Origin of the sequence: Mesorhizobium sp. WSM4976 (assembly GCF_029625685.1) — a bacterium.
Lineage (GTDB): Bacteria > Pseudomonadota > Alphaproteobacteria > Rhizobiales > Rhizobiaceae > Mesorhizobium.
In genome coordinates this window covers 25,492-37,721 of record NZ_JARTVT010000030.1, presented here as the reverse complement: position 1 = coordinate 37,721, position 12,230 = coordinate 25,492, and the positions used below count along the sequence as shown (strand labels likewise).

At 62.6% G+C, this 12,230-nt stretch carries 11 protein-coding genes and 1 pseudogene; 3 read left to right on the top strand and 9 right to left on the bottom strand.

The genetic code is table 11. The features are described from left to right. Nucleotides 1–3 precede the first annotated feature (3 nt). Nucleotides 4–1,434, top strand: a complete 1,431-nt coding sequence (locus P9272_RS29375) for an aldehyde dehydrogenase family protein (protein ID WP_278163239.1) — start codon at nt 4–6, stop codon at nt 1,432–1,434. Between the two features lie 284 nt (nt 1,435–1,718). Here P9272_RS29375 and hpaH read toward each other — a convergent pair whose 3' ends face one another. From hpaH to P9272_RS29350, 5 genes are read right to left on the bottom strand one after another with little or no spacing between them, the layout of a single operon-like run. Continuing rightward, the gene (hpaH, locus tag P9272_RS29370; protein ID WP_278163238.1) at nt 1,719–2,522 is read right to left on the bottom strand and encodes a 2-oxo-hept-4-ene-1,7-dioate hydratase; all 804 of its coding nucleotides are present in this window, start codon (nt 2,520–2,522) and stop codon (nt 1,719–1,721) included. Then, on the bottom strand, nt 2,519–3,352 hold the full coding sequence (locus P9272_RS29365) for a fumarylacetoacetate hydrolase family protein (protein ID WP_278163292.1): 834 nt from the start codon (nt 3,350–3,352) through the stop codon (nt 2,519–2,521). Before P9272_RS29365 ends, hpaH begins: the two co-directional genes overlap by 4 nt. A 59-nt stretch (nt 3,353–3,411) precedes the next feature. Next, nucleotides 3,412–4,392, bottom strand: a complete 981-nt coding sequence (gene hpaD, locus P9272_RS29360) for a 3,4-dihydroxyphenylacetate 2,3-dioxygenase (protein WP_278163237.1) — start codon at nt 4,390–4,392, stop codon at nt 3,412–3,414. Between the two features lie 12 nt (nt 4,393–4,404). After that, nucleotides 4,405–5,922, bottom strand: a complete 1,518-nt coding sequence (gene hpaE, locus P9272_RS29355; protein WP_278163236.1) for a 5-carboxymethyl-2-hydroxymuconate semialdehyde dehydrogenase — start codon at nt 5,920–5,922, stop codon at nt 4,405–4,407. 20 nt (nt 5,923–5,942) lie between these two features. Continuing rightward, complete coding sequence (locus P9272_RS29350; protein WP_278163235.1) at nt 5,943–6,329, bottom strand: 5-carboxymethyl-2-hydroxymuconate Delta-isomerase; 387 nt, start codon at nt 6,327–6,329, stop codon at nt 5,943–5,945. Nucleotides 6,330–6,549: 220 nt separating this feature from the next. Between P9272_RS29350 and hpaR the strand changes: the two genes are divergently transcribed. Continuing rightward, nucleotides 6,550–6,954, top strand: a complete 405-nt coding sequence (gene hpaR, locus P9272_RS29345; RefSeq protein ID WP_278163291.1) for a homoprotocatechuate degradation operon regulator HpaR — start codon at nt 6,550–6,552, stop codon at nt 6,952–6,954. An 85-nt stretch (nt 6,955–7,039) separates the two neighbouring features. Here hpaR and P9272_RS29340 read toward each other — a convergent pair whose 3' ends face one another. Both P9272_RS29340 and P9272_RS29335 read right to left on the bottom strand, forming a co-directional pair. Beyond that, nucleotides 7,040–7,549: a flavin reductase gene (locus P9272_RS29340; RefSeq protein WP_278163234.1), complete on the bottom strand. Its 510-nt coding sequence runs from the start codon at nt 7,547–7,549 to the stop codon at nt 7,040–7,042. 24 nt (nt 7,550–7,573) lie between these two features. Then, nucleotides 7,574–9,118, bottom strand: a complete 1,545-nt coding sequence (locus tag P9272_RS29335) for a 4-hydroxyphenylacetate 3-hydroxylase N-terminal domain-containing protein (RefSeq protein WP_278163233.1) — start codon at nt 9,116–9,118, stop codon at nt 7,574–7,576. A 92-nt stretch (nt 9,119–9,210) separates the two neighbouring features. On the opposite strand from P9272_RS29335, the gene P9272_RS29330 reads away from it, so the two are divergent. After that, nucleotides 9,211–10,071: a helix-turn-helix domain-containing protein gene (locus P9272_RS29330; protein WP_278163232.1), complete on the top strand. Its 861-nt coding sequence runs from the start codon at nt 9,211–9,213 to the stop codon at nt 10,069–10,071. Nucleotides 10,072–10,437: 366 nt separating this feature from the next. Here P9272_RS29330 and P9272_RS29325 read toward each other — a convergent pair. Continuing rightward, nucleotides 10,438–10,708, bottom strand: a pseudogene (locus P9272_RS29325) (MarR family winged helix-turn-helix transcriptional regulator); the annotation flags it as partial. 262 nt (nt 10,709–10,970) lie between these two features. Beyond that, entirely contained in the window at nt 10,971–12,230 is a 1,260-nt protein-coding gene (locus P9272_RS29320; RefSeq protein ID WP_278163231.1) for an aromatic ring-hydroxylating dioxygenase subunit alpha, read from the bottom strand.

Here is a 12,230-nt window from a genome sequence, read left to right as displayed (position 1 = left end):
GTCATGCTCGATAAGCGGAAGTTCTATATCGGTGGCGAGTGGGTATCTCCAATCGCGGCGCTGGACCTCGAAGTCCTGAACCCTGCAACCGAAAAGCCGATTGCCGTCATTTCCATGGGCTCGAAAGAGGATATCGCCAAGGCTGTCAAGGCGGCAAAGAATGCGTTCGAGTCCTACAGCCGAACTCCTCTTGAAGAGCGACTTAGATTGCTCGAAAGATTCCTGGCCATTTACAAGCGTCGTTACGACGAGATGGCTGAAACGATCACGTTGGAGCTGGGCGCCCCTATCACCATGAGCCGCGAGCAGCAGGCCGATGTCGGTGTTGGCCATCTGCGCGGCTTCGTCGATGCGCTGCGCGATCTGAAAGTCCGCGAGACGCTGCCGAATGGCGATCTCGTTCTGCGCGAACCTATCGGCGTCTGTGGTCTGATTACGCCATGGAATTGGCCGATCAATCAGATCGCATTGAAGGTGGTGCCGGCCCTCGCGACAGGGTGCACATGCATCCTGAAGCCCAGCGAACTCACGCCTCTCAATGCTATGTTGTACGCTGAGATGATTGATGAGGCAGGCTTTCCCGCGGGTGCCTTCAATTTGGTCAATGGTGGCGCCGACTGCGGCGCGGCGCTTTCCAAGCACAATGACGTTGACATGGTGTCGTTCACCGGCTCAACGAGAGCAGGGATCGCAGTCAGCAAAGATGCTGCGGACACTGTTAAAAGGGTGACCCTGGAGCTTGGTGGCAAGTCACCGAACATCGTTTTCGAAGATGTGGATCTCGAAGAGCGCATTTCCGCCAGTGTCGCTGACTGCTTTAACAATTCTGGCCAATCCTGCAATGCTCCGACCCGCCTTCTCGTGCAGCGCTCCGTCTATCACCCGTCAATCGAGATAGCGCGTCGCGCCGGCATGGCCGCCGAAGTTGGGGATCCCATGAAGGGTGGGGCGCATATTGGACCTCTGGTGAGCGCCATTCAGTTTGACCGTGTACAAACCTTGATCAACGCTGCGATCGATGAAGGTGCGAAATTGATCGTCGGCGGCCCGGGCAAACCGGCAGGCTTCGAAGCTGGCTACTTCGTAAAGCCAACCATCTTCGTCGACGTCGAGAACGGGATGCGCATCGCACGCGAAGAGGTTTTCGGGCCGGTTCTTGCGATTATTCCTTTTGACAGCGAAGAAGAAGCTATCACGATGGCGAATGACACGATTTACGACCTTGCCGCCTATGTGCAAACCGGTGATCCGATCAGAGGAGAACGAGTTGCTTCGCGTCTGCGGGCCGGCATGGTTCATATCAACGGGGCGCCGCACCGCTACGGAAGTCCATTTGGCGGCTACAAGCAGTCCGGAAATGGCCGCGAGGGTGGCAAGTTTGGTCTTGAAGACTTTCAAGAAGTAAAAGCAATTCACAAACCTGACGCAGCCTAACGTGTTGATTACCAGGAAAGCTTGCGGCCGAGCGCGACGTACCTGATCGCGGGCTCGACAGGATTGGTTGGAGCGCGTTGCGACCATTGTGCAGGAAGCAGGGCAGTTCGTCCCAGCCGCGACACCGCGTGGCGGACGCAAAGGCGACAGTGCTTCGTCTTGGCAACAGCGGAGCAGTGCTGCGGACACGTCGACGCCGGCCCAACATCTATTCTTCGTCACTGGACCAGAGTTCTTTGCGCTGGCCCTTTGCGTCGAAGGTAATTTGGAGGTTCGTAGCCTGATCAGGCGAAGCTTATACGGATCGATCCGTACGGACCGAAATCCGAGAGGATCTCGTCGCCGTGACGGCATTCGACCGGCCGGATGAACGAGCCCGACAGCACCACCTGTCCGGCCTCGATCTGCATGCCGTATCGATGCAGCCGGTTGGCGAGCCAAACAATGCCCGTGGCCGGATGGTCGAGTACGCCGGCGCCCAGGCCCGTCTCCTCGACCTCGCCGTTGCGCGATACGATGGCGCCGATCCAGCGCAGGTCCGCCTCGCGCGGGCCTGCGGAGCGGCCGCCGACAACGATGCCGGCATTGGCGGCATTGTCCGAGATCGTGTCGAAGAAGGTTCTGATCTTGCCGGTCTCCTTGTTCATCCGCTCGATACGGGTATCGAGGATTTCCAGCGCCGGGGTGATGTGATCAGTAGCGTCGAGCACGTCGTTGATCGACACGTCCGAACCGGCGAGCGGCGCCTTCATGACGAAGGCGATCTCGGCCTCGATGCGCGGCTGGATGAAGCGGCCGGCCGGCACCGTGCCGCCGTCCTCGAAGAACATATCGTCGAACAGGATGCCGGAATCCGGGATGTCGATGCTGAGCGCGGATTGCATCGCCTTCGAGGTCAAGCCGATCTTCCAGCCCTTGATGGCGAGGCCCGATGCAACCTTTCGCTTCACCAGCGCCGCCTGGACGCGGTAGGCGTCGTCCATCGTCGCCTGCGGAAAATCGAGACTGAGCAGCCTGATCTGGCGGCGGTCGCGCTCGGCTTCGAACAGCCGCAGCGCGGCGCCCTCGACTTGGCTTTCCGTCATCATCTGCCAGACCCTTCGTCGACGACGCCATTGCGCAGCAGCCCAATGCCCTCGGCCTCGACCTCGATCACGTCGCCCGGTTTCAGCCAGATCGGTGGATCGAAGCGGGCGCCGGCGCCGGTCGGCGTGCCGGTCACGATGACATCGCCCGGCACCAGCGTGGTGAAGGTCGAGACGTAGTTGATGATCTTTCGGAAGGAAAAGATCATGCGGCTGGTGCGGTCCAGCTGGCGCACGTCGCCATTGACGCGAGTGGTGAGGCTGATGTCGGCGATCTGCGCCTCGTCGGTGAACGGCACCAGCCATGGCCCGATCGAACCCGTGCGATCGAAATTCTTACCCTGGGTGACGTTGAACTTGGCATGGCGCACCCAGTCGCGGATCGTGCCTTCGTTGCACAGCGAAAGTGCTGCGATATGTCCGAGCGCATCGGCTTCCGCGATGCGGCGGCCGCCCTTGCCGATGACGATCACGACCTCGCCCTCATAGTCTAGTTGCGGCGATTCCGGCGGCCGCACCAGCGGCGCGCCGTGGCCGACGAAGGAACGCGGGAAGCGGATGAACAGCGACGGGTTGGAGGGCGCGGCCTGCCCGTCCTTATACTCCTCGTTGCGGTCCGGATAGTTGACGCCGACGCAGACGATTTTTTCCGGGGAGGGGACCGGGATTTCATAGGCGATGTCCTCGGCCGCGAAGTCGGCGGCGAAGGCGTCCGCTTCCTCGGCCAGGCGGCGGAGAGCGCCGGCTTCGACCACTTCGCGCAGCGTTGGCCATTGAGCATGGCGCGCTGAAAGGTCGATCACTCCCTTGTCGGTGATAGCTCCATAGCGCATCTTGCCGCCGACGGTGAAGGTGGCGAGGCGTCCCGCGCTCATGCCGATGCTCCTTGGTCTTAGGGCGCCACGATCGGCGAGGCGGCCAGATCGGACTTGCGCGGCTCGATACCCGCAAACACGCTGCCTTCCTCGAACCAGCTCTTCGGCGCCGGCGCACCCCACAGCGTCTGGCGCTGTGGGTCCTTCAGGTCCCATTTGATCGGCTCCAGGTCCGGATCGACCGTTTGGTAGTCCGAGCAATAGATCTCGATGCGGTGATTGTCGGGATCGCGGATGTAGAGGAAGAAGGCGTTGGAGATGCCGTGCCGTCCGGGGCCGCGCTCGATATTGGGCAGCCAGCCGGTGGTCGCCATCAGGTCGAGCAGGTCGATGATGTTGAGCGGCGTCGGCACCCAGAAGGCGACATGGTGCAGCCGCGGGCCAAGGCCGTTGGTGAAAGCGATGTCGTGGACGCCACCCTTGCGGTGCGTCCAGGCGGCCCACAGCTTCCCAGTCTCGGCGTCCTCGGTGTACTCGGTCACGCGGAAGCCAAGCTCATTGTAGAAGGATACCGATTCATCGACATTCGGCGAGAAGCAGTTGAAGTGGTCGATGCGCAGCGGCTTCACGCCCTTGTAGAGCGCGTATTTCTGGTGGATCGGCGGCAGCCGCTCCATCTTCGAATAGAATTCGAGCGGGATGCCGTGCGGATCGCGGGTGCGGAAGGTGCGCGACTGGTAGGGCCGCTCGACCCATTCCACCGGCAGGCCTTTTCCCTTGAAGAAATGCTCCGCCTTGTCGAGGTCCTCGTCGGAAAAAACCTTGAAGCCGAGGTCGCGCGCTTCCGGCGTCGTACCCTTGCGCAGCACGATGCAATGGTGACCGCGTTCCTCCATGGCGCGCAGATAGATGGCGTCGCTGGTCTCGTCGGTCACCTGCAGGCCGAGTGTGTCGACATAGAAGGCGCGGGATTTCGCCAGGTCGGTGACGGCGAGCTCGACATGGGAGAGCCGCACGATGTTGAAGGCAGGGTAGAGGTTGGGTTGGGGTAGGGCCATAATTGTCTCCGGTCAGCCGCCGAGCTTCTGGATCGAATGCGGCGCCGTGGCGAACGCGATGTTCTTGGTTTCCATGTAGAAGTCGAACGACCAGTCGCCTCCGTCGCGGCCGATGCCCGAACTCTTGACGCCACCGAATGGTGTCGGCAGGTGGCGCACATTCTCCGAATTCACCCAGATCATGCCGGCATCGAGCGCGTCGGTGAAACGCAGTGCGCGGGTGACGTCGGAGGTCCATAGATAGCCGGTCAGGCCGTATTGCGTGTCATTGGCGAGAGCCAGCGCCTCGTCCTCGTCCTTGAACGGGATCGCCGTCAGCACCGGCCCGAAGATTTCCTCCTGGGCGATGCGCATCTTGTTGGTGGCGCCGGTAAACAGCGTCGGGCTGACATAGCAGCCGCCACCCGGACCGGCGAACTTGCCGCCGCCGGCGGCGACGACCGCGCCTTCCGATTTGCCGATCTCGATATAGGAGAGCACTTTTTCTTCGTGCACCGGATGGATCAGCGGGCCCACCACCGTCTCGGGATCGAGCGGATGACCGATCTTGATGCGCTTCGCCTTCTCCGCCACCAGGTCGGTGAACTTGTCGTGGACGGAAGCCTCGACCAGCAGGCGCGAGGACGACGTGCAGCGCTCGCCATTCAGCGAATAGATCATGAAGATGGCGGCATCCGCCGCCCGCTCCAGGTCGGCGTCGGCGAAGACGATGACCGGGTTCTTGCCGCCGAGCTCGAAATGCACGCGCTTCAGCGTCTCCGCCCCCTGCTTCATGATCATCGAGCCGGTGCGGCTTTCGCCGACGAAGCCGATCGCCTTGATGTCGGGGTGTTCGGTCAGCGCCCGGCCGGCATCCTCGCCGAGACCGTTGACGAGATTCCACACGCCCTTGGGCAGACCCGCCTCCTCGGCGATCTCGACCAGCAGCCGGGCGGTGAGCGGCGACAGCTCGGCCGGCTTGTGCACCACCGTGCAGCCGGCCGCCAAAGCCGGCGCGATCTTCCAGGTCGACAGCATGAAGGGCGTGTTCCACGGCGTAATCACGCCGACCGGGCCGATCGGCGCGCGCGTCGTCATGTTGACCTGGTTCGGCGCGCGGATCGTGCGGCCGTCACGCGCTTCCGGCGCGCGGTCGGCGTAGAAGCGGAAGTTCTCGGCGCCGCGCAGCGCCGCCTTGGCCATGAATTTCAGCGACTGACCAGTGTCCATGCATTCGACGAAGGCGATCTCTTCCGCCCGCGCCACGATGGCGTCGGCTATTCTGTGCAGCAGCTTCTTGCGCGCGTCGCCGGAAATCGCCGCCCAGTCCTTGAAGGCGGCTTTGGCCGCTTTTGCCGCGCGGTCGATGTCGGCGGCCTTGCCGCGCGCCACGGTGGCGATCGGCTTGAGGTCGACGGGCGAAAGCGTCTCGAAGGTCGAGCCGTCCGCGGCAGGCACCGCTTCGCCGCCGATCTGGTTCAGCACGCCGTTTTTCCGGAATCGTTCCAGATAGGCCTCGGCCTTCCGCAGATTGTCGTCCAGTGCCGCCATGATTTCTTTCCCGTTCTAGATCACTTGCCGCGCAGGCGCGGATGGATGGCGTTCTTCTTCCAGCTCAGCTCGGCGTCGATCTCGCGGATCTCCAGCGACAGCGCGAAATGCGGCGTGGCGAACAGCGATGCCAGATGATCGGTCACGGCTGCGAAGATCGCCTCGCCGGCGCTCTTCTTTTCCGCCGCGCTGCGGCCCTTGCCGATGCGGAAATTCATGTCGATGAAGCCGTTTTCCGGAAGCCGGTCCGCGATGGCATAGGCTTCGGCGCGGAAGGCGCGCACCCTGACCGCGCCCGGTTCGAACAGTCCTGTTTCGAGGATGGTGCGCGAGACCAGCGCGCAAAGCTCGCCCATGTCGACCTTCGCGTCGAGATTCGCCGAATATTCGATCGCCATATGGGGCAAGGTTTCCTCCACCTTGTAGTTAACATGTGAATTACATCTTGACGCCGGAATGTCAAGCGTCGTTCCCTCTGTGGATGCAGCTTCCGGGGTGGGATTGCCGCTCCCGGCAAAATCGCGGATATAGCTGCGATCCGGGCCTTTATCCTTGTTGCGAGTCCTACGGACTGGAATTTTCGGAGACCTGATTTTGCTACCGCCCAGCACCCGCCGCTCCTTGCCCATGGCTCTGCTTCGCGCCCGCGAAGTGATCATGGCGCATTTCCGGCCGATGCTCGCCCGTCACGACATCACCGAGCAGCAGTGGCGCGTGCTGCGCGTGCTCGCCGAAACCGGCCCGCTGGAGGCGACCGAGCTCGCCAACCGCGCCTCGATCCTGCCGCCGAGCCTGACCCGCATCATCAAGGCGATGGAAGAGCGCGAGTTCATCACCCGCAACAAGGTCAAGGACGACGGACGCCGCGCGCTGCTCGCCATCAGCCCGGCCGGCCTGGCCTTGATCGAGGAACTGGCGCCCGAGCGCGTCGCCATCTACGACGCCATCGAGAAGCGCTATGGCGCCGAGGAGCACGAGCGCCTGCTGGACATGCTGGAGAGCCTGATCCAGTCGGAGTCGCTTCCCGAGTAAGGTTGGCCGGCCCGTCGCAAGCTCCGGGCGTTCGTCACTCGAAAAGCCAAGCAATTGGCTTTTCGTCCGCTTCGCGAACCGTTCCTCACCCGCCAAAGCTCCCCAGCGCGCTCGGCTGCATGTAGTTGCGTCCCACATAGAGCAGCGCCGCCTCGTCGCTGCCGTGGCGGATGTCGACGACGCGGCCGAACATCACATTGTGCGTGCCGACCTTGTTCACCGCGCCGATCTCGCAATCGAAGGAAACGATCGCATCGAGCAGCGCCGGCATGCCGGATGGCATCGTCTGCCAGCGCGCCGCCTGATAGCGCTCGGTCATATCGGGGATCGCGCCGGCGAATTTGGCCGCCAAGTGCATGTGCGACTGAGTCAGCACGTTGACGCAAAAACGCTGGTTGGCGAGGAACATTGAGGTCTGCGCCGAACGCTCGTTCATGCACACAAGCAGGGTCGGCGGGTCATCGGAAACGCTGCACATGGCGGTTGCGGTGAAGCCGCCGCGCCCCGCCGGACCATCGGTGGTGACGATGTTGACCGGCGCGCAGACCCGCGCCATCGCCTCGCGGAATTCCAGCCTCGCGACTTGTGTCTCCATGGGCGCCTCCATCGCCGGCCTCCGTCAGTTGGCCTGGGCGCCGAGCGGCGGCAGCCAGGTGTCGCCGGTCCAGCCTTTCTCGTCATAATCGGCCATGCATTGCTCGACGAGCTCCTCCATCTGCTTCAGCCGGCCGCCCCGCTCGGCGCCCTTCAGCACCTGCAGCCGCACCTCTTCCGGCGCGCCGGCGTAGTTGAGCTCGTAGAGCGCGTGCCGTCCGCCGAACTCGGTGCCGGTCGCGTCCCACAACAGCTTCATGATCTTGATGCGTTCGACATGGCCCATGTCGTTGGAGCCGCGCACATATTGCGCGAGATAGCGGTCGATCTCGGGATTGTCGAAGTCGCGCGCCGAGGAGGGCAGGTAGATCAGCCCCGAGGCGATCACCCGGCGCACCGTGTCGATGACGCGCGGATAGGCCTCCGACATGAAGGTACGGTAGGCGAGCGCGGCTTCCAGGTTGGGCAGCACCGCGCCGTTCGCCCACGGGATCGGATTGTGCGCCATCGCGTTGGAAAAGCTCCAGAACATGTGGCGCAGCGCAATCACCTCGCCGAGCGCGGCCTGGTTGCCGCGGAAGGCATCGCCGCCGGTCGCGCGCAATGCCTTGGCGAGCAGGCCGGCGAGGAAGTCGAGCTTCACCGCAAAACGCGTGCAGCCCTGGAAGCAGTAGCCGTGCATGAAGCCTGACGCTGGATGGAAGGACAGGATTTTTTGCGCGTCGCGCAGCACCAGCACGTCCTCCCAGGGGATAAACACGTTGTCGAGCACCAGGATCGCGTCGTTCTCGTCGAAGCGCGAGGACAGCGGGTAGTCGAAGGGATGGCCGACGCTGTTCGCCGTCTGCTCATAGGAGACGCGGCAGAACATCTTTATGCCCGGCGCGTTCATCGGCACGATGAACATCACCGACAGCGACGGATCCTCCGTGACCGTCGCCGAGCTCTGAGCCAGGAAATTATAATGGGTCAGCGCCGACGACGTCGCCACCACCTTGGCGCCCGACACCCAGATGCCGGCGTCGCTCTCCTTGGTGATGTGGACGAACACGTCCTTCACCTGGTCGGCCGGCTTGTGGCGGTCAATCGGCGGATTGACGATGGCGTGGTTCATGAACAGGACCGCTTCCTGCGCGCGTTTGTGCCAGGCGAGTGCATTGTCCTTGAACGGCCCGTACCACTCGGCATTGGCGCCGAGCGTGTTCATCAGCGCTGCCTTATAGTCAGCGGTGCGGCCCATCCAGCCATAGGTCATGCGCGCCCAATGCGCGATCGCGCCTTGCTGCGCGGCAAGATCGGCGGGGGAATGGGCGACGCGGAAATATTTGTGCGTGTAGCCGCCCGAGCCGGTGTCGGTCGGCGAGGTGAGCATCGGCTGCTGGTTGGGATCGTGCAGCGCGTCGTAGAGCCGCGCCAGCGAACGTACTGAATTACGCATCGCCGGATGGCTGGTGACGTCGGCCACCCGTTCGCCGTTGATATAGACCTCGCGCCCATCTCGCAGGCTAGCCAGATATTCGGCGCCCGTGAACGGTCGCGAATTGTCGGCCCGAAAATCTTCCGATCGCATTCGTGATCCTCCCTTAACATGTTAAATTTATCGAATCCGACAGTCGAAGGTTATGGACAAAATCCGAAATAGGTTGGATTTTTTCCGACGTCATGACCCAGTTCCTCATTCCAGAGTTCTTCGTCTACGGCGAGCCGGCGCGACTGCTCGATGTTGGCTTTTTGCATGTCGAGACCGTGCAGGCCCGCGCCGCTGTGCATCGCGGTCGGGTCCTGGCGCACAAGCACCCGCAGATGGCGCAGATTACCTTCTGGACGAATGGCCAGGGCCTCTATCGGATCGAGGACAGAACCTGGAGTTTTTCGGCACCGACCGTGAGCTTCATGCCGAGCGGCGTGGTGCATGGCTTCGACATCGAGCCGGGCACCGACGCCATCGTCGTTTCGGTCGCGGATGCGGCGCTCGCGGCAGTGGCGGAGCACTCGACCCTACCACTCGACCAGCCCGTCTTCGTGACCGGACGAGGTGACGCGGCGCTGTGGGAGCGGCTTACCGACACCATCAAAATGATCCAGGCTGAGTATGTCGAGGCTCAGGCCGGCGCGGAAAAGATCCTGCCGCCGCTGATCGCGGTGGCATTGTCGCACGTCGCCCGTCTCGACGCCCAGTCGCATGCGGTGACCGTGCCTGCGGCGGTGGCTCTGGGCGGACGGCTGAGGCGGCTGATCGACCGCCACTTCCGCGACGACTGGTCGGTCGAGCGTTATGTCGAGGAGCTCGGCACCACACGGCATCTGCTCGACAAAGCGTCGCGCCAGGTGCTCGGCTCGGGCGTGCGCCAGGCGATCGGCGAACGACGGCTGGTCGAGGCGAAGCGTCTGCTGCGGTTCACCATACGCACGGTCGAGGACATCGCTTATGAGACCGGCTTCAACGATCCGGCCTATTTCTCGCGCTTCTTCCGGCAGGCGGTTGGAGTGGCGCCTGCGGCATGGCGGAGGGCTAGTGAATAGACGAGTACGGGTCGACTCAGCGGGCTGCCGTATTCTCGTTGACAGCCAGCCGCTTCGTCTCGGCGAGTGCCGCCAGATCGGCCGCGCACCCAACCGGATGGCCCGAATAGGTGTAGCCGTGGCCGATTGCGCCGAAGCTTCTCTGAATGCCTCGTCGATTTAGAGGTTTTCGTCTTACAGCACCCAAAACCCTTAAGTATTCGCGGCACCTGAGTGCAATGATTGCCGATTTTGGAGGCTGCCGTATTTCTAGGTTAGCCGAGCGGCCATCGTGAACGGCCGACCTTTGGTTTGGTGAAAGGATTTGATCGCTTAGCTGTCCACACGAGGCCGGACCTTTCCTACGATTCCACGTGCAATGTCGGCACTCAGCGGCACCATCTCCAGATAAACGTTCCGCCCAATTCCGGTCAGCGTCAGATGCTCCACTCGGCGATCAGCGTCGTCAGGCCAGTGCTTTAGCCAGCGGCGCTGCTCCAAGGCAGCAACCGCGCTTGAAACCTTTGTCTTGTGCATGGATCCTGCCCGACCCCCGCGTCATCGTGTCGAACTGCCCAAGAGTGGCCAGGAGGTGCCACTCGGGCCGAAATAGGCCAAAACACTCGCGATAGATGCGTGAGTAGTCGCGGCTAACCGCTGCTCGACAGTCCGGCTACTGGCTCTTGTGCCACGGCGATCTACCGAAGATGGCCGATCTGTACCTGGTGCCACAACTCTACAACGCCAGGCGCTGGAATGCGGACATAGGTCTATTGCGGCACGTCAACGCGATCGCACAGCGTTGCGCGAAACTCCCGGTGTTCGAGGCCACCGCTCCCTGGAACTGGCCGAACCAAAGCGCGCTCTGGCAGACCGCGGCAGCGGGTCGATCCGGGTTCCGCCCCTGGTGGAGACATCTTTCAGGTGGCGCTTCGTTCCAAACGCCGTTCGCGCCGCCCCATGTACCAGTCAGCGAATTCCGAGATGCGCCTTTCCTGGGTGGAGTATCGGCCGGGCCTGTAAGCGGAGGAGTTGACGCCCTTCTGGTTGTTTTCAGTGATCGTTTTGTCTTCCCGCAGCGTCGTATCCCACACGCGCATGAGCTCTTCCGGCCTGAAGTCGGCGCCCTCGCGCGCATCGCCGCGGACGATCCAAACCGCCTCGACATCCGTCGACTGCGGGCCGCGCGGTGTGAAGCGGAAGATCACAGCATGGTCGTTGTTAACCAGGACCGTGCTTACGGGATTGAAAACGCATCCCGTCTGACCCCCGTCGAACTCGCCATAGGCGGTCATCAGGGGCGCGACGGGATTGCCGTCGACGCTCTCCGTCCTGGCGTCATCCGAAATCGGGAGGCGGTTGCCCGACCTGAAGAACGGGGTCTCCGGTCCGTCCGCAAACATACCGGTTGGATAACCGAGCGAAGCCGATCTGGCCTCCCAGACCTTCAACTTTTCCTCATATTCCTGGACAGCCACGTCGTCGCCCGATCCGGCGCCAGCGCCGAAGGCGAGCATCTTCATCCTATCGTGAACCGAGCAATAAGTCGGATGTGCAGTATTGCAGTGGTAACACTCGAAGAAGTTCTCAACGACCAGCTTCCAGTTCGCCAGCGTCGGATAGAGCTTACGCGCACCGACCTTGCCGGCCGCCACGCCCTGACCCCGCACCAACTCATGGAAGGGCGCGACGAATTCTTCAAAGAGGGGCGGCGCGGACGCCGCGTTAAGGAAGATGAGGCCCTCGAACACACCGACATTGATGGGCCCAAGCGAGACCTTCGAACGGTCGAAATCCTCCGGCATTAAATGCGCGGCCCGCAGCCCGCCATCGAGATCGTAACTCCAGGCGTGATAGGGGCAGGTAAGGATGCGCTTGCTACCTTGCGGCTCCAGACAGATCCGCGAGCCGCGGTGGCGGCAGACATTGTAGAAGGCGTTCACTGCGCCGGAACGTGAGCGGAGGACGATGATACTCTCCTCGCCGATCTCGAACAGGAAGTAATCTCCCGGGCTCGGAATGCGGCTTTCGTGGTCGACCAAAAGCCACTGGCTATCCAGCAGCATCTGCACGTCGGAGCGGAATATGCCCTCGCTCTGGTATAGGGCCTGCGGCAGGCAATGACCCGGCCTCCAGTCGCCAGTTGCCTGCGGCTCGTGGCTACTGACTGTAATGGTCAT